The sequence below is a fragment of the Solibacillus sp. GQ1 genome (assembly GCF_059758555.1).
In genome coordinates this window covers 378,896-396,028 of sequence record NZ_JCAXEX010000001.1, presented here as the reverse complement: position 1 = coordinate 396,028, position 17,133 = coordinate 378,896, and the positions used below count along the sequence as shown (strand labels likewise).

Below are 17,133 nucleotides of genomic sequence, written 5' to 3'. Positions count from 1 at the left end.
CCGCCTTTTTATAAATTACGCAGTGAATCGATAATTTCTGTTTTCGACTTTGTTTTTTCATCCAATACTTTGATTTGACGAGCTGGTACGCCTGCAACGACTGTGAATGGCTCAACGTCTTTAATAACGATTGCTCCAGCTGCTACTACTGCACCTTTACCGATGCGAACACCTTCCAATACTACGGCATTTGCGCCGATGACAACATCATCTTCTACAACAACCGGTAACGCACTCGGTGGTTCTACTACCCCTGCAAGAACAGTTCCTGCACCAATATGGCAGTTTGCTCCTACTGTTGCACGACCACCTAGTACCGCGCCCATATCAATCATTGATTTTGCACCGATTTCTGCACCAATATTAATAATGGCACCCATCATAATTACTGCATTGTCACCGATTGTAACTTGATCACGGATAATTGCACCTGGTTCAATTCGTGCATTTATTTTTTTCGTATCTAAAAGCGGTACACCTGAATTACGACGATCGCTTTCTACTACATAGTCTTCGATAAGATCTGCATATTTTTTTAGTGATGCTTCAATTTCAAACCATTCGCCAAACACTACCGCATTATTTCCTTCACCAAACACTTTGCTTTCGGTACCAAATGATAAATCCGCAACACCAATTCCCTTTACATAAACTTTTACTGGTGTTACCTTTTTTGCTTCTGAAATAAAATCAATAATTTGTTGTGCATTTAATTTTTCCATATGACACCTCGCTGCGTGTTAGATTTTTTAACATGAATAATTGTACTAAATTTTCAGTAATATTAAAACTATTTTTTTAGCTGGTTTCACTTGGATAATCGTACAGGCAGCGTGCATGGTCTTGTACTAAGTCGACAAAAGCTTCCACTTGGCGTAGTTCGAATGTTGATTCATATCCGATCAGCCATGTATCGCGAGTTAATCCATCGTCTCCTCCATTATTAGACAAAGGAATTTTATGAACTTTTTCTTCACCGTTCAATGTAATTGAAGGCAAAATTGCATAGCCGATACCATTTAGTGCCATCTGCTTGCACGTTTCAATTTGATCCACAATGATTTGATGTTTTGGATTGTAGTTGAAATGACGTTGCCACCATTGCTGAATTTCCTGGTAATAATTCGAATCGCTTTTAAATTGAATAAATGGGCGATCGGATGTCAATATATCTTCCATATCCTGAATTTCCTTATCTACTAAATACATCGTATCGCGGAACAAATGAATTTTTTTCCCTTTCCATTCTGCCTGTCCACGGACAATGCCAATATGTGCTTCCCCATCATAAAGAGCTTTTATGATTTCAGAGCTCCATCCAGTAATTAACGAAATTTTCGTATCCGGATATTTCGTTACATAGTCTTTTAATACTTTTGGCAGCCAATTTTGACCGACAATTGAAGCACAGGCAATTTTTAATGTACCGTGCACTTTTGTATTCAACGAGTGAATCGTTTCAAAAATTTCCTCCCGCTTTATAATCAAATCATTCGAATACTGAATGACCAGTTCTCCCGCAGGCGTTGGAGTTAATCCTTTTTGGGAACGAATAAATATTTGAACGCCCCATTCTTTTTCAATTGATTGAAGTCGCTGTGACAGTGCTGGTTGCGTTAAAAAAAGGCGCTCTGCCGCTTTTCGCATATTTCTCTCTTCTGCCAACACTTTAATAATCTCTGCTTCTGTTGCTGTCACTGACAACCCTTCCTTTCCGAACAAACGGTTAAAAAACGACAAAATCCCTTTAGGACTTTGTCGACTTTTATTTTAAGCGTTGTGCTGGTAAATATATTTCTTTAATTGTTTTAAAATAATTCTTCGGGTCATAATACCGACAAATGTGCCTTCTTCATCGACTACACATAAAAAGGCGTGGTTAATTACTAGATCGAGTGCACGTTGGAATGTATCGGTAATTTTTAAATATACAACTTCCTGATTCATGACCTCATCCACACGAATGTCTGCTAATCTATCATATTCAATTCGCTCTAATCCTAAAATAGACTCCGTTATCATTTTGGTACTTAATAATCCTTTTAAACGATACTTTACATCCAGAACCGGAATAGAAGAATACCCCGTTTTTGTTAAAACTAATAATGCATGTTCAGCGTTATTTCCACTTTGTACATGGGCAACCTTCTCAGATGAAATAATAAAATCTTTTATAGGCATATCTAGTAAAGCTCTGTTATTTGTTGAAATCATGACATTCTACTCCTTTATCCCGCTAATAACGGGCAGCACCATACTAAAACAAACTGAAAACTTACTGCCGTTATTCTTTGCCCTGTCTTTCGACAAAACAGTTTCTCTAATCTCTATCATACCATATGGATCATTTTTATGACTATGAAAGGCGCCTATGATTACAAAAGAAAAAGCATAATAAGACGAGAAGATTCGTCCCATTATGCATTAATTTCAGTAACCCCTTGCCCAATAATAGAAGATAATGATACCTGTAAATGTTCCAAAAACTGCATACGATAAAATAATCGGGTTGAGCAGAAAAGGATGCTTCTGAATTTCTTCAGGCACTTCCGAATCACGTTCCTGACCGCTGCCCTCGATATTATGTCCAACACGTACCGTTAAATAATAGCCTATAAAACATAATATGATGACAACGAAAATCGTTGGATAAAGCCATATTCCGATTGCAATCGCCTCCTTTTAACAGTTAGCGATAGTATGCAGCAACAATTTGGAATTTATTCTTTTATGATATCAATTGAAAAAGTTAAAACGGATGCTGATTTAGCCATTGCCCACCATCTAGAGTAATGCATTCTCCGTTTAAATAGCTTGCCTTATCCGATAGCATAAATACCGCTAGATCGGCTATTTCCTCAGGCGTGCCAAGACGCTTTAATGGAACAGAATCCAATGTACGTTTCGCTTGTTCTTCCGATTCCCATAGTTTGTCTGCCCCGCCTGTACGCTCAATTGGCCCTGGTGCAATGGCATTTACGCGAATCCCATATTGGCCGCCCCATTCGACCGCAAGCGATCGTGTCAATGAGAGCACCCCGGCTTTTGCAGCAGCCGAGTGAATGACGCCAGCTCCTGCACCCCAAGCATATGTAGCCACCATATTGATAATCGACCCCTTTATGCCATTTTCAATCCAATAGCGACCAATTGCAGAAGTACAATAAAATGATCCATTCAACACAATATCAATAACGGCCTTCCATCCATTCGGCGATAATTTTTCTGCATGCACTAAAAAGTTTCCTGCCGCATTGTTCACTAAGCCGTCTACTTGTCCAAATTTTTCTGCAGCAAATGCAACCATTGCCTGTGCATGTTCCGGTTCGCGAACATCCATTTGAAATGTTTCGATAGAAGAACCAAATTCCACTATTTCCTTCTTTGCATTGGCTAAACGCTCCAAGTCACGCCCGGTAATCACAACATTTGCCCCTTCTTTCACGAAATGCTTTGCCATTCCGAGCCCCATCCCGCTAGAGCCGCCTGTAATTATAATCGTCTTGCCTTGTAACATTTTATCCATCCCCTTCGTCTATAAAATGAACAGTCATTCATAAATAGAGTTTACTATAATAGAGGAGAAATAAATACTAAAATATAAAATTTTCTGTTTTGTTCGATAATTCCCTGGAATTATAATCTAATTTCTTATTTAAGGTATATAGGAGAATTCTGATTTTCTAATATATTGTCTAATTGTCTAATATAAATTTATTTGTGCTAATAAAATTGCGAAGTTCTAATATATCTTCAACATGTTCTAAAATGTATTTGCTTTGCTCTAATTTCGCCTTCAGTTGTTCTAATAAATCCCCTGCCCCACTCCCAGACAAATTTAAAAAGCTATGAACATTTCGTCCATAGCTTAATCTCTTCTACTATTCTTCCATAATCGGACCGAGTGATTCGGCTAGAAAGATTTCCTGACTGTTAATTCGGACATCACTTTGATGGCCCTCTTTATAGTGGTATTTCCCATTTGAATCCTGAATGCGTACTTTTTGATTATCTTTAATTTGGAGCAGCATAATGCGCTGAATCCGGTATTTTATTTCTGGTGAATAGATCGGAAACAGAATTTCCACTCGTTTAATCATATTCCGTGTCATCATATCTGCAGAAGATAAATATAGATTATCCTCCCCATTATGATGGAACCAGAAAATCCTGGAGTGCTCAAGGAAACGGCCAACGATGCTCAAAACGGTTATATTAACGGAAATTCCCGGGATGCCTGGACGCAGACAGCAAATACCGCGAATAATCAGCTCGATTTTTACACCTGCAATCGACGCCTCATAAAGCTTCATCATTAAATCCTTATCGGTTAAAGAATTCATTTTTGCCCGTATAAACCCGTTTCCATATTTTTTATGTAATGCAATTTCCTTATCGATTAAATCAAGGAATTCATCACGAATATCAAAAGGCGCGACGACAATATGATGGAATTCAGGTTTGTCAGTATAACCGCTTAAATAATTGAAGAAGTTTGTCGCATCAATTCCAAATTCCTTATGCGATGTAATAATCCCCATATCCGTATAGATTTTTGCTGTAGCATCATTGTAATTGCCCGTCCCTAAATGAACAAAGCGTTCAATTTTCCCGTTGCGTCGACGGACAACAAGTGTAATTTTTGAATGTGTTTTTAAATTGTTCATTCCATAAATAACAAGGCATCCTGCTTGTTCAAGCTGTTTCGCCCAATGCACATTATTTTCTTCGTCAAAACGTGCTTTTAACTCTACTAAAACTGTCACCTGTTTACCGTTTTCTGCAGCCTGCTTTAAAGCTTGAATAATCGGCGAATTACCACTTACCCTATACAGCGTTTGCTTAATTGCCAAAACGCTCGGATCTTCTGCTGCTTCTGCGATAAAATCAACAATCGGTCCAAATGATTCGTATGGATGATGGAAAAATATATCCTGGGTTAACGCTTTTTCAAAAATATTTTCGTCCGACTGTAAATCATGAGGAGGCTGCGGAATAAAACTTTCATACTCCAGATGTTCCCGTCCTACCGAAATCTCTTTTACAAAACTGAACATTGCCGTTAAGTCGAGCGGCCCATCAATTTTGAAAACATCGGACTCTCCCAGTTCAAATTCTTCCAGTAAATAATCCAGCACATCATCATTCATTTCACCGTCACGTACTTCCAAACGTGAACCGACGCCCCATTTACGCTTTTTCAGTTCCTTTTCTATTTCCACTAACAGGTCCTGTGCGCCTTCCTCATGGATGGTCAAATCTGCATTTCGTGTTAACCGGAATGCTTGGGTCGATTTCACTTTATACCCTAAAAATAAACGGTCGATATTACTTGAAATGACATCTTCCAATAATACAAACAACGTCTTATTGCCATTTGACGGTATTTTAATAAAACGATTCAATACGGATGGTACTTGAACAATTGCTACTTTATCCATATGGTTTTCCGAATCCTCACTGCTGTTTTCCAGCATGACAAATAAGTTGAGTGTACGTCCCAACAATGTGGGAAACGGACGATAGGCGTCGACCGCAACAGGTGTTAGGACAGGAAATATCGTTTCTTCAAAAAATTCATTGATATAACTTTTTTCTTGCGCATTCAGCATTTTCAAATCAAGAATATGCACATCTTCTTTCGGTAAAAGTTCATGCACTAAATGGCGGTACACTTCCGTTTGGCGTCTTACCAACGCTTGCGTACGTTCAGCAATTTTAGCAAGCTGTTCTTTCGGAGTTAAACCCGACTTATTTTCAGGCTTATGATACCCTGCGCGAATTTGGTCTTGCAAACCCGCAACCCTGACCATGAAAAATTCATCCAAATTGGAACTGAAAATTGCCAAAAATTTCATCCGTTCCAACAACGGATTATTTGTATCTTCAGCTTCTTCCAATACTCGTTCATTAAATGCGAGCCAGCTCAGTTCACGGTTGTTGTAATACTGTGGCTTAGCAATTTCCTCATGCTCGATGCTGAAATCCGGACTATTTTCAAAGTCTTCATGCTCCGGATCAAAAAGCGGATCCTTTTCCATATTCATTGTCATATCAACCCTGCCTTTCTTCCTTGAAATTAAGTTTTACATCGCCTTTGAAAACACGTTCGATATGCTTTTTCTGTTTTTCCGCCTGAGCCATTTCAGCTATTGCCCGTTCAGAAGTCAGTACTTCTATGTGAAATTGGTTGTTCACCTTTTCAATTGCAATGTTTTTAACGACATTGCGCTTCGTCATGTTCAAGGCGTATACAAATTTCAAAATTGCGCCAAAATCGCGCAGCTTTTTAAATTCTTCTTTTGAAATCCAGGAATCGAACGGACGTGCAAAACGTAAAAAGTAATCACGGTTTTTATAAGATGCCAGCAATGCCAGTCTAACCCGATTAATATGGGACATGCCTGGTATTGATTGATTGGAGATCAAATAAAATGTATGCTGGCTGGAGGAATCCAGCTCGATATATTCTCCGATTCCATAAACTTTTGCGGCTTTCTTTATTAGCTGTAAATCTACTTCACTATATTCAAATAGCTTTAAATTAATACAGCCTCGGTATAATTGTTCTGTCAAAAATTCCAGTGTTTTTACTTCCTCTTCCGTACGCCCATAGGCTAATGCAAGCTGCCGGCCACTTTCTTCAAAAACATTGTATTTGTCATATGCTTGAGGATTCCCTTGCAAAACACGGCTAATAATGAGACCTTCCCGCAACCCTTTTTTACTGACCTGGAAAGAATTCGAATTTACAGTAGACAGGAGCGCCATAAAAACCTCCAATGCAGGAACAATAATATCCGCCCGGTCTGAAGAAAGACCATCTAGCTGCCTTAAATTATCGTACGAAAATTCTGTTAAATAGTCGCGCAGTTGTTGTAGATCGCTCACATTCGTTTCATATTGATGTACACCAGACAGTGGATAGCCAATTTTCTGCTGATGAACTTGGGCAATATTACGTGCACTCCCCCCAATTGCAATAACCGGTAATCCTACATCAACTATCCATTTCAATGAGCTAAATTGTTCTTTTACAAACGCTCGCAGCTTCTCACGCTCGCTTTTATTAATCATCGTTCCGCTTACAAACTTTTGCTTTAAAGAAACAGTACCAAATGGAAAGCTGATCGTTTTTTGGAGCTTTTTATTGATGAATAACGTAATTTCCGTCGAACCACCGCCAATATCAATCGTCACTGCAGATGGAGTATCCATTGAATGGGCAACTGCAACAAATCCGTAGTAGGCTTCTTCTTCTTCGGTTAAAATATCAATCAGAATACCCGTTTCTTCTTTCATACGGGTAATAATTACATCATTATTGATCGCCTGACGTACTGCAGCAGTAGCAGCCGCTTTTACGTCTGTTACCTGATAATCCGCCAATATTAAACGGAACGATTTTAACGTCTCAGCCAATAACTGAATGCCCTCTTCGGACATTTCCCCATTTGGCAATAAATATGTGCGCAGGCGGGCTACGGTTTTAATATTTCCGAATTCCTTTAGCCCTTCGTTTTTATTATAGGAGTATAGTACAAGTCGAATCGTGTTAGAACCAATATCAATAATGGCTGTCTTGATTTTTTTCATAATACGCTTCACTTCCTTCTGAATACCTTTGTATTCTTTTACCCTCTTTATTAGCGACTTCAAAAAGAGTTGCTACTTAAAATATTTTCAATTAATTTCCTTTTTAGTTTACAAAAAAGCCGGAATAACTTTTTCAAGTATCCGGCTTTCTCATTATTTTATACATTTTAAAACAATGCATCAATTATTAGATAATTTTTTTACAGAATTAACTTATCCATGCGTAAAATCAGCTCTGCAATTTCCGGTTTCGAAATTTGCTCTTCCGCTCCTACCTGTTCGCCTTTATGGCGTAAATCATCGGTAATCAGACTTGAGAAAATAATGACCGGCAGCTTTTTCAGATCAGGATGTGATTTAATTTTCTTCGTTAAATGGTGTCCGTCCATTTGTGGCATCTCAATATCTGTAACAACTAGCTGTACATGTTTTTCAATTTGTTTGTCTGCCTTCGCCAACGCTTCCAAATATTCGTATGCATCACGCCCGTTTTCGAAAAACTCCGTATTCACATAGCCTGCTTCATTCATCGTATCGAATAACAGTTTACGCAATAACGGTGAATCTTCTGCAATAATGACTTTCTTTTCAGTGCGTTCACGCTTGCCAAGTTTCTTAACAGCATCGACACTAATACTAGATTCAGGATTAATGTCAACCATGATTCGTTCAAAGTCCAGTAGTAAAATCATTTCATCTTGAGACTTGATTACGCCAATTACCTGAGATGCTCCACCTTGATACATATCCGAAGGTTTTTCAATCTGATCCCAGGAAATACGGTGAATTTGAGTAACATTATCAACATGGAATACAACACGTTGCTTATTAAATTCTGCCACAATATATTTTTGCTGTGGGTTTCGGTTTTCTGTAGGTATGCCTAAAACTTTTAACATATCAACAACCGGCAATACTTCCCCACGCAATTGAATTATGCCTTCAACATGTGGATGTACATGCGGAATAAATGTCACTGGTATTGGCTGAATAATTTCTTTTACTTTTATTACATTTATACCGAACTTATTATTCGCCACCTCAAATTCAACAATTTCAAGCTCATTTGTTCCACTTTCTAGTAAAATCCCTTTATGATTTTCCACTACATGTCTCTCCTTCCAAACTGCCACGCTTACAATAACCCAATTGTATCATAAGAACTATTTAACTACTATCTATTATTATGCCCTTTGTACTCATTCATAATACTTGATTAATGCTTGTGTCCCATTGTCCCCATAGCCTTCTGCAAGTAACTGATCGTACATAGATTTCGCCAAGGTTAAGCCTGGTAATTGGAGATTCATGCGCTCTGCTTCATCAAGCGCAATCTTCATATCTTTAATAATATGTTTAATGTAAAAGCCCGGCTCTAGATTCCCCTTCAACATACGCGGGGCAAGATTTGATAGAGACCATGATCCTGCTGCCCCTGCTGTTATCGAACGAAGAACTTCTTCCATCGTTAGTCCTGCTTTTAATCCGTAGGCAATTGATTCACACACACCAATCATGCCGGATGCGATCGCAATCTGATTACACATTTTCGTATGTTGCCCGCTGCCTGCAACACCTTGGTAAACAATATTTTGTCCAAACAGTTCGAAAATCGGCTGCAGTTTTTCAAATATATCTTTGTCGCCACCCACCATAAGCGATAATGTACCATTTTTTGCACCAACGTCTCCTCCTGATACGGGGGCATCAAGGCTATGCATTCCACGTCCGCTAGCTTCGTGATAAAGTTTTTTTGCAAGCGTCGGTTCGGATGTCGTCATATCAATGACAATCGCCCCTTGTTTCGCAGCAGAGAAAATGCCGTTCTCACCAATATAAACTTCTTCTACATCTTTTGGATAACCAACCATGGTAAAGATAATCTCCTGCTCTTTACTTGCTTCTGCCGGTGTTTCCGCCCATTTCGCGCCAGCAGCAAGAAGATCTGCAGCTTTGCTTTTTGTTCTTGTAAAAATTGTCACTTCATGACCCGCATTCAGCAAATGCATGACAATGCTTGCCCCCATTACACCAGTACCGATAAACCCTATTTTTTTTGATTCCATATGTATGCCCCTTTAGTATTTTCTTTTATTTTAACAAAATCAGAGAGAACTTCAATGTCAGTGTATTTCAATAATTCAAAATCAAATATATTCATCTTTACTAATTAGGATAATTTTATACATGGATACGTTCATCATTTTGAGAGTTTTTGTCAGAAGTATTTAAAGGTTTGTATGAATAAATTAGATATTCGTGCATATATAAAAAAAGAGAGCAGTAGCGTTGGTCCGCTTCTACTCTAAAGGGGGAAATGAGAATGTTGCTGTGTTCAAAATTACTCTTCCCTTCTCATCACTGTTTTAAACATAAACTTTATAAATATTTTTAATTTAATGTTTATAAAACAGATGTGCACTTCTCGATTGATTAAAAGCATTCATTAGATTGTCTACTTGGACGCTTAGCTGGAGCGTTTTGTCACTTCGTAAACCATTTTCTAAACCTGATTGAATCATTTGTTTACGCTTTTCTTCAATTGCCAAAAGTAGTGCCTCATTCGAGATAGGTCTACCCAATTTATTTCCTCCTTTTTGTCATTTGCCATTATTATACCCATTTTGTAATCTTCTTACAAAATAATCTATTTTCAAAATTCGACACTTGTTATGATCTTGAATTTTCGGAAAATGTATAAACTACATCCCCACCTTGTTTCGCCTCACCACGGAAGTTTTTAAATTGTTCATCTTTAATAAGATGTTCGCGAAACTGAAGAAATTCCTCTTTTTTTATAATTACAGATTGTAATTCACCATTACGCAACTGATCGATAATACTTTTATAGTCTGTCATATGGATCCCTCTTTCCATTTTTATATGTATAAACCCAATATATCAGACTCTTAATCGAAAATATATTCCAAATAAACCCTAGTAAATTAATAAAATTATTCAAACTAATTGAATTTTGTAGTATAATTTCAAGCAAACTGTTAATTAGTAGTCGATGAAGGGACTGACTGTGTATGAAAATTGCGGAAGTTGGAAATATAATCGAGTTTAAAGACGGCTTAAAAGGAGTCGTTGAAAAAGTGAATGAGAATTCCGTTATCGTTGATATAACGATTATGGATAATTTTCATGATTTAGAAATGGAAGAAAAAACAGTTGTTAATCACAAACGGTATAAAATATTAGCTAATAACGAATAATTTAATGCAAATTACCCTTTTTAACATTGAGATGATGATAAAAAGGGTAATTTTTGTTACGATACGTAAGGGGAGGTTGAAGCAATTGAAAAACCGAAAACAAATCATTACACTCCTTCTGGCATTAGTTTTTATTTTCAGCATGATGTTTTTTACATTTTATGAAAAATCGATTTTTTGGTATTTATATGCCTTTACATTACTAGTTGGAATTGCAATCAGCTTAGTGGCGGGTAAATTTGAAGACCGAATCCCAACATGGCAATATTTGATTTACGGTATTGGGTACGGGACAATTACGTATGGTATTGTAAAACTCGGTTACATATTAATGCCTTATCTCGATAAAAGCGCAGCAAAGGATATAACGAAATTTTTGGATGTATATGGTCCTCAAAATATTTTCCATTACTTAATGCTAATTTTTATCGTAGCCGTTGGGGAAGAAATGTTTTGGCGAGGCTATGTTCAGCAGCAATTAAAACAGTTCACATCGCCTTTCTGGGCTGTCGTAATCACTTCAATGTTATTTTCACTGTCTCTAGCTATTAGCGGGTTCCTTCCAGGTGCTCTTGCAGCTATTATCGCTGGTATGCTTTGGGGAGCTTTATATGAATGGAAAAAAAGTTTACCATTAATTATCGTTACCCATATTGTCTTTGTTTTACTATTATTTTTAGTTTTACCATTATTCTGATACAATTAAAGCAGAAACTTATCTTTCTAAATTCCGTCTATACATGTAAAAGGGGGATCCATATGAAGAAAAAAATTTATCAAGTCGGGGCCGTAGTTATTTTATCTGCATTTTTGGCAGCTTGTAATACGGATACAGACGAGCCTACAACATCAAATGCAGCAAAAGAAGAACCAACCGAAACAGAACAAGTGCAAAACGAAGAACAGCAAGAAACAAACGAGACGGACGAGACAATCGAATCGGATGACTCTTCTACAGACCAAAAAGAAGAAGCTACTGAGACATCAGAAGAAACAAAAGCTGAACAAGAAGATAAAGCTGATAATACTACATTGACATACATTTCAAATGGCCAGCCGTTTGAAGAAAAAGTAGTAACTTCAACAAGTGATGAAATGAATTACACGATTCAGCATTTAGAAAACTATACACTTACTTCAGAAGAGCCAGGTGTCGATAGTTTATTAAATAATGCTGATGAAGCTACGTCAATGCAGATTGAAGTTGTAAAAAAAGAAGATGTAACTTTTGATCAGTTAAAGGAATCTGCAAAAGAAACAATTTCTGCCATTGCACCTGAAAGCACGAAAGATCTGGATTTAGCTTCAACTTTGTCGGAACGTGAGGAAATTTTAAATATTGTTGGATATGAAGCTTTATTAGAGGATGAAAAGGTTGTAAAAGTTGTAATTGAACGTGAAAACTTGTTTGTTACGTTAACAATTTACGATAATGTCCAAGCGGACTTAACAGACGCCTTTTTACAAATGGGCTTAACAATTCAATAATCCCCAAAAAGGACGCCCGTAAATTAGGGGCGTCCTTTTCTTGTTTAATAGGATAGGTCTTTGATAGATAATCCTAATTTTTTTAATAGCTCAATTGCCGTCTGTTTTTCTTCAACCGATAACGCTCCTAAAAGTTCATGAATTTTCTGTTCATGCTGAGGAAACAGCTTGTCCATAAACTCGGAACCAGGATCGGTAATTTCCGCGTATGTGACGCGACGATCGGTTGGACACGAAACACGTGCTAAAAAATTCCGTTTTTCCAACTTATCAACTACGTAAGTAATCGACCCGCTCGCTAATAAAATTTTGTTCCCGATTTGCTGCAGGGGCTGACGACCTTTATGATATAAAAGTTCTAAAACCGCGAATTCTGTAGGATTCAAACCATTTGCTTGTATAAATTGATTCGTAGCTTCACTTATCGCTTTATGCGCTCTTGATAAAACGATAAATAATTTTAACGATTGCTTTACTTCCTCTGAAGCCATAAAAACCATCCTCTATTTTAAATAATCAATTACGCTGTGCGCAATTGCGTAGAATTTAAGGAGACCCACTGGATGGGACTGTCAGCTGTTGTCCGTAATGCGACAACTATAGGCAAACTTCCTCTTTAAATTCCCTTTAATAATCTGTGACATCTGCAAGAAGCATGGCCAACGTTGAGATAAGTACTCAGTCGGAAGCAGTGCTCTTACAATGAATTCTTCAGATTTCAGCTATTGTTTGCGAAATCTGCTAATTGAAGATGTACATATTATAGCGATGGATTGGAAGTTTTGTCAAAATCACTTCGAAATTGCCGCCATTCTAGCCACTCTCATTGAATAAGAAGGAGAAGAATTTAAATATTCAATTTCATTTCGCAAATCAAAATCAATTAAAAACTTAGATCCTGCACCTTGCTCACTTTCAATGTGGAGAGTCCCATTATGCTCTTTAATGACAGCTTGTACAAGCATTAATCCCAATCCAGATCCTGTTTCTTTTGTCGTATAAAAAGGATTTAACGCATTTTCAATATCGACCGCATTCATCCCTTTTCCACTATCCTCAACTGATAGCTGAAGAGTATTTTTGCCTCGGTAAAGTAAACGTACGACAATGTAATTATTCGTATCCATAGCTTCGATTGCATTTTTCAGCAAGTTCATAATCATTTGCATCAGGCGATTAAAGTCCCCATTCATCCGATATTCTACTTTTTCGTCATATTCAAATAAAATCATAGCATTTGTTTTCAATGCTAGAGGCTGCATACGCTGAATTGACTGGTCTACAACTTCCTTCACATCAACCATTTGTAATACTTGTTTCTTTGGTTTAGAAATATTCAGAAGGTCTCCAAGCAAATCATCCATCCGCTTCAATTCGGATTCGAGAATTTTAAAGTAAGGATATTCCTGCTCATTTAAGCTGCTTTTAATCATCTGAATAAAACCTTGGATTGATGTCATTGGGTTCCGTATTTCATGGGCAATCGATGCAATATTTTGACCAATAAACGATAAAGATTGCTGATGCTCAATTCTTTTTAACAGCATCATCTCTTCTGTTTGATCAATAATTGTTGTGACTAATATTCCTAAATTTTCATCTACTTTGCTAATAAAATTCAGATAGACTGTATTTCCATCTTCAGTTTTTCTCATAACAAAAATACTGGCCATTTCCCTGTTTGAAATCTTCTTATAATATTGAGTGATGACTTGGGAATCGTACTGGCAATCTTCAAATAGATAGTCATAGCTTCTATTTTCTATTTGAGCTGCTTTTCGATCAAGTAAATGTAATGCCATTGCATTACCTGATATAATCTTTCCGTTCAACATCGTCAATATTACACCTTGTGCCATTCCATCTATTAAATTTTGAAACATAAGTGTGTTGCTCTTTTCTTCAAATGAAATGACATTGGAAGGTTTTACATTTAATCGAGTAAAGATTAGTTGTTTATGCTCTAGATAATGACCCCAAACTTGTACCGGTATTTTTTGATGGTATTTATTTATTAATGTAAAAGTAGCAGTAGATGTTGAATTTTCATTTACAGAACTTATAAATCGCTCCCACTCACCACTAAGTTTATCCGCACTTTCCCAAAAGCGCGCTGGTAAATGAACAGATTGCAATATTTCTTCCGCCTTACTATTCATAAATTCAATTTTACCTTGGCGGTTCAATATAATGATTTTTTCATTGGATTGTTGAAAAAGCTCTTTTAACATATAATTCAATTGGCCTTCCACTACACATATTACCCCCCAATTTCAAATATTATAGAATTTTCAGAATTGTATACTTACCGTATATTATTTCACATTACTATTTGGAATAAAATGGGCATATTCTCCCATATTGTTTGTATCTCTTTACACTGCTACAATAGACTTTATGAAGAGGAGAATAAAATTATGAAAATTATATTAAGTACACTCAACGCAAAATATATTCATACTAATTTAGCGATACGCTATTTAAAAGCAGCTGCACTGCCTGAATTCGACTGTGAGCTTGCTGAATATACAATTAAAGACCCGGCTTTCAACATTGTATCCGACCTTTTCCAAAAGAAACCGGATGTTGTCGGATTCAGCTGTTATATTTGGAATATTAATGAGACGATTGCAGTAATCCGTATGCTAAAAACGGTATTACCGAATGTCAAAATTGTATTAGGCGGTCCGGAAGTTTCCTATGATGTCCATGAATGGATTCGCAAACATGAAGAAATTGACTATATCATTATGGGTGAAGGTGAAGTCTCATTTAAAGAAATGCTTCGCCACTTCAATGGTGAGATTCCACTTGAAAAAGTGCCGGGCATTTGCTATTTAGAAGAAGGCAAATTAAAAATCCATGCACAGCCACCGAAAATCGATTTACGAGAAATTGCCTCCCCTTTCCGATTTGAAGAAGATTTACCTCATGTAGGGAAGCGGATTCAATATATCGAAACGAGTCGTGGCTGTCCGTTTAGCTGTCAATTCTGTTTATCTTCTATTGAAGTAGGGGTTCGTTATTTCAACCGCGAGAAGATTAAAGAAGATATTCGCTACTTAATGAATAACGGAGCAAAAACGATTAAATTCGTAGACCGTACCTTTAATATTAGTCGCAGCTACGCGATGGAAATGTTCCAGTTTTTAATTGATGAACATCAGCCAGGTGTCGTATTCCAATTCGAAATCACGGCGGACATTATGCGTCCTGAAGTCATCCAATTTTTAAATGACAATGCACCTAAAGGGCTGTTCCGTTTTGAAATCGGTGTCCAGTCAACTAATGACTTAACGAACGACCTTGTAAAACGTCGTCAAAACTTCGAGAAGCTTACTCGTACTGTCACAATGGTAAAAGAAGGCGGGAAAATCGATCAGCATCTGGACTTAATTGCCGGATTGCCTGAAGAGGATTATGCATCATTCCGTAAAACATTTAATGATGTCTTTGCGATGCGCCCAGAAGAGCTGCAACTTGGCTTCCTGAAACTGCTTCGCGGGACAGGCTTACGATTGGAAGCCGAAAAGTACGGTTACACATATGTTGATATTTCGCCATATGAAATTTTCTCAAATAATGTATTAACTTTTGATGATATTGTCCGTATTAAACATGCGGAAGACGTACTGGAAAAGTATTGGAATGCACATCGTATGGACAATACAATTGAATATTTAGTGACAGAAGTATTCGAAACGCCATTCGACTTCTTCCAAAGCTTCGGCACATACTGGGAAACAAAAGGCTGGTCACGTATCGGCCATCAGCTTGAAGATTTATTCCGCCGTTTACTCGAGTTCCTTCAAACAGTCGAGCATGCCGACTTAGAAGTGATTACAAGCTTAATGAAGTACGACTTCCTGCAAGGTCAGCAGTTCCAGCCGCGTAAACTTTGGTGGAATGATCGCCTTTCTGAAATAGAGATGAAAGATGTCTATGCACGTATCAAAGAAAACCCTTCTCTAGTAGGTGAAGAATTTGAAGCAATGCAGATTACTGAACGCGAATTATTCAAGCACTCTTTAATTATTCCGTTCCACATCGATTTACAAAACTACGAAGTCGGTGCACCACAAAAGAAAACGGGCTATTTATTCACCTATTTCCGCAATGGACAACAGCCTTACTTCAGCACATTTAATTAATTCAAAAACGCTGCAAACTCCTAATAAAGAGTGTGCAGCGTTTTTTATGAACTGAAAACTTATTTTTTATTCGATTTAGAATCCGTCTGCTTTTTTTCCGGACTATTATTAGATTGTTCTTCTGTTAAATCATTGTCTTCACGAAGATCCAAATCATCCGGGTTTAATTCTGGCCCAACCTCTTCTTTCATGTTTTGACGGTCATTCCCTTTCTTTTTCTCCATATAGATCACCTCCATCCTATAAATTAACCATTCGGCTATTATCTATTCCGCCGAACTGGTTAAACAGAGCTGCAGCAGCCTACTCGTTTTATACCCCAAAAAAGAGGGCATAATTCAAATAAGAAGAAAGGAGTGCTATTTTTTGAAAATCTTTTTAGTTATTTCAAGCATTGTTGTTCCGCTTATTATGGTTGTTCTAAGAAAGAAGATTAGTAAGTCCGCTCTTGTTTTCAATATACTCGCTGTTATTTTTGTCATCATTTTTGGCAGTATTGCTTCTACTTCCATTTATCAGATCATTATTGATGATGCTGTATTTATGACAAAAATCCATGGTTTATTTTTAAAGGAACTCTTTTTAATTTCCGGTGCCTATATCGGAGTTTTTACTATTTACAGACTGATGATTCTCACATTGCATGAAAAATAGCTGCGCTTAAAAAGAACGCCCATTCC

The 17,133-nt window shown here is 37.2% G+C and carries 18 protein-coding genes; 5 read left to right on the top strand and 13 right to left on the bottom strand.

The window, feature by feature from the left end; all coding sequences use genetic code 11:
• Nucleotides 1–8: 8 nt before the first annotated feature.
• From dapD to ykzS, 10 genes are all read right to left on the bottom strand, one after another.
• Nucleotides 9–722: a 2,3,4,5-tetrahydropyridine-2,6-dicarboxylate N-acetyltransferase gene (gene dapD, locus AC6CH1_RS01765; RefSeq protein ID WP_498316188.1), complete on the bottom strand. Its 714-nt coding sequence runs from the start codon at nt 720–722 to the stop codon at nt 9–11.
• 76 nt (nt 723–798) lie between these two features.
• Complete coding sequence (ccpC, locus tag AC6CH1_RS01760; RefSeq protein ID WP_353056559.1) at nt 799–1,698, bottom strand: transcriptional regulator CcpC; 900 nt, start codon at nt 1,696–1,698, stop codon at nt 799–801.
• A 72-nt stretch (nt 1,699–1,770) separates the two neighbouring features.
• The gene (cbpB, locus tag AC6CH1_RS01755; protein ID WP_008403498.1) at nt 1,771–2,214 is read right to left on the bottom strand and encodes a cyclic-di-AMP-binding protein CbpB; all 444 of its coding nucleotides are present in this window, start codon (nt 2,212–2,214) and stop codon (nt 1,771–1,773) included.
• A gap of 535 nt (nt 2,215–2,749) precedes the next feature.
• Complete coding sequence (gene fadH / locus AC6CH1_RS01750; RefSeq protein ID WP_251689616.1) at nt 2,750–3,517, bottom strand: 2,4-dienoyl-CoA reductase; 768 nt, start codon at nt 3,515–3,517, stop codon at nt 2,750–2,752.
• A gap of 364 nt (nt 3,518–3,881) precedes the next feature.
• Nucleotides 3,882–6,053, bottom strand: coding sequence for an RNA degradosome polyphosphate kinase (locus tag AC6CH1_RS01745; RefSeq protein ID WP_498316187.1), 2,172 nt, complete (start codon nt 6,051–6,053; stop codon nt 3,882–3,884).
• Nucleotide 6,054: 1 nt separating this feature from the next.
• On the bottom strand, nt 6,055–7,596 hold the full coding sequence (locus AC6CH1_RS01740; protein WP_498316186.1) for a Ppx/GppA phosphatase family protein: 1,542 nt from the start codon (nt 7,594–7,596) through the stop codon (nt 6,055–6,057).
• Nucleotides 7,597–7,796: 200 nt separating this feature from the next.
• Entirely contained in the window at nt 7,797–8,702 is a 906-nt protein-coding gene (locus AC6CH1_RS01735) for a chemotaxis protein (RefSeq protein WP_251689622.1), read from the bottom strand.
• Between the two features lie 93 nt (nt 8,703–8,795).
• Entirely contained in the window at nt 8,796–9,662 is an 867-nt protein-coding gene (locus tag AC6CH1_RS01730; RefSeq protein ID WP_498316185.1) for an NAD(P)-dependent oxidoreductase, read from the bottom strand.
• A 330-nt stretch (nt 9,663–9,992) separates the two neighbouring features.
• Entirely contained in the window at nt 9,993–10,178 is a 186-nt protein-coding gene (locus tag AC6CH1_RS01725; RefSeq protein WP_251689626.1) for an aspartyl-phosphate phosphatase Spo0E family protein, read from the bottom strand.
• An 88-nt stretch (nt 10,179–10,266) separates the two neighbouring features.
• The gene (gene ykzS / locus AC6CH1_RS01720; protein WP_251689628.1) at nt 10,267–10,455 is read right to left on the bottom strand and encodes a protein YkzS; all 189 of its coding nucleotides are present in this window, start codon (nt 10,453–10,455) and stop codon (nt 10,267–10,269) included.
• A gap of 173 nt (nt 10,456–10,628) precedes the next feature.
• Between ykzS and AC6CH1_RS01715 the strand changes: the two genes are divergently transcribed.
• The 3 genes from AC6CH1_RS01715 to AC6CH1_RS01705 all read left to right on the top strand — a co-directional run bounded on the left by AC6CH1_RS01715 (nt 10,629) and on the right by AC6CH1_RS01705 (nt 12,302).
• On the top strand, nt 10,629–10,814 hold the full coding sequence (locus AC6CH1_RS01715) for a YkvS family protein (protein ID WP_008403508.1): 186 nt from the start codon (nt 10,629–10,631) through the stop codon (nt 10,812–10,814).
• An 85-nt stretch (nt 10,815–10,899) separates the two neighbouring features.
• The gene (locus AC6CH1_RS01710) at nt 10,900–11,511 is read left to right on the top strand and encodes a CPBP family intramembrane glutamic endopeptidase (protein WP_251689630.1); all 612 of its coding nucleotides are present in this window, start codon (nt 10,900–10,902) and stop codon (nt 11,509–11,511) included.
• A gap of 62 nt (nt 11,512–11,573) precedes the next feature.
• A complete protein-coding gene (locus AC6CH1_RS01705; protein ID WP_498316184.1) occupies nt 11,574–12,302 on the top strand; it encodes a chemotaxis protein in 729 nt (242 codons plus the stop codon).
• A gap of 44 nt (nt 12,303–12,346) precedes the next feature.
• Here the strand turns inward: AC6CH1_RS01705 and AC6CH1_RS01700 are convergent, their stop codons facing one another.
• Together AC6CH1_RS01700 and AC6CH1_RS01695 are read right to left on the bottom strand one after the other, a co-directional pair.
• The gene (locus tag AC6CH1_RS01700; RefSeq protein WP_251689634.1) at nt 12,347–12,793 is read right to left on the bottom strand and encodes a MarR family winged helix-turn-helix transcriptional regulator; all 447 of its coding nucleotides are present in this window, start codon (nt 12,791–12,793) and stop codon (nt 12,347–12,349) included.
• Between the two features lie 300 nt (nt 12,794–13,093).
• Entirely contained in the window at nt 13,094–14,554 is a 1,461-nt protein-coding gene (locus AC6CH1_RS01695; protein ID WP_498316183.1) for an ATP-binding protein, read from the bottom strand.
• 165 nt (nt 14,555–14,719) lie between these two features.
• Between AC6CH1_RS01695 and AC6CH1_RS01690 the strand changes: the two genes are divergently transcribed.
• Nucleotides 14,720–16,453, top strand: coding sequence for a B12-binding domain-containing radical SAM protein (locus AC6CH1_RS01690; protein WP_251689638.1), 1,734 nt, complete (start codon nt 14,720–14,722; stop codon nt 16,451–16,453).
• 59 nt (nt 16,454–16,512) lie between these two features.
• Here AC6CH1_RS01690 and AC6CH1_RS01685 read toward each other — a convergent pair whose 3' ends face one another.
• Entirely contained in the window at nt 16,513–16,677 is a 165-nt protein-coding gene (locus tag AC6CH1_RS01685; protein WP_427711138.1) for a hypothetical protein, read from the bottom strand.
• Between the two features lie 142 nt (nt 16,678–16,819).
• Between AC6CH1_RS01685 and AC6CH1_RS01680 the strand changes: the two genes are divergently transcribed.
• On the top strand, nt 16,820–17,107 hold the full coding sequence (locus tag AC6CH1_RS01680; protein ID WP_498316182.1) for a transposase: 288 nt from the start codon (nt 16,820–16,822) through the stop codon (nt 17,105–17,107).
• Nucleotides 17,108–17,133: the final 26 nt, after the last annotated feature.

What these genes read in the sequence shown, in the direction of transcription:
- dapD (WP_498316188.1), bottom strand. Translation starts at nt 722, where the DNA reads ATGGAAAAATTAAATGCACAACAAATTATTGATTTTATTTCAGAAGCA.
- cbpB (WP_008403498.1), bottom strand. Translation starts at nt 2,214, where the DNA reads ATGATTTCAACAAATAACAGAGCTTTACTAGATATGCCTATAAAAGAT.
- fadH (WP_251689616.1), bottom strand. Translation starts at nt 3,517, where the DNA reads ATGTTACAAGGCAAGACGATTATAATTACAGGCGGCTCTAGCGGGATG.
- AC6CH1_RS01745 (WP_498316187.1), bottom strand. Translation starts at nt 6,053, where the DNA reads ATGACAATGAATATGGAAAAGGATCCGCTTTTTGATCCGGAGCATGAA.
- AC6CH1_RS01740 (WP_498316186.1), bottom strand. Translation starts at nt 7,596, where the DNA reads ATGAAAAAAATCAAGACAGCCATTATTGATATTGGTTCTAACACGATT.
- AC6CH1_RS01730 (WP_498316185.1), bottom strand. Translation starts at nt 9,662, where the DNA reads ATGGAATCAAAAAAAATAGGGTTTATCGGTACTGGTGTAATGGGGGCA.
- ykzS (WP_251689628.1), bottom strand. Translation starts at nt 10,455, where the DNA reads ATGACAGACTATAAAAGTATTATCGATCAGTTGCGTAATGGTGAATTA.
- AC6CH1_RS01715 (WP_008403508.1), top strand. Translation starts at nt 10,629, where the DNA reads ATGAAAATTGCGGAAGTTGGAAATATAATCGAGTTTAAAGACGGCTTA.
- AC6CH1_RS01705 (WP_498316184.1), top strand. Translation starts at nt 11,574, where the DNA reads ATGAAGAAAAAAATTTATCAAGTCGGGGCCGTAGTTATTTTATCTGCA.
- AC6CH1_RS01700 (WP_251689634.1), bottom strand. Translation starts at nt 12,793, where the DNA reads ATGGCTTCAGAGGAAGTAAAGCAATCGTTAAAATTATTTATCGTTTTA.
- AC6CH1_RS01690 (WP_251689638.1), top strand. Translation starts at nt 14,720, where the DNA reads ATGAAAATTATATTAAGTACACTCAACGCAAAATATATTCATACTAAT.
- AC6CH1_RS01685 (WP_427711138.1), bottom strand. Translation starts at nt 16,677, where the DNA reads ATGGAGAAAAAGAAAGGGAATGACCGTCAAAACATGAAAGAAGAGGTT.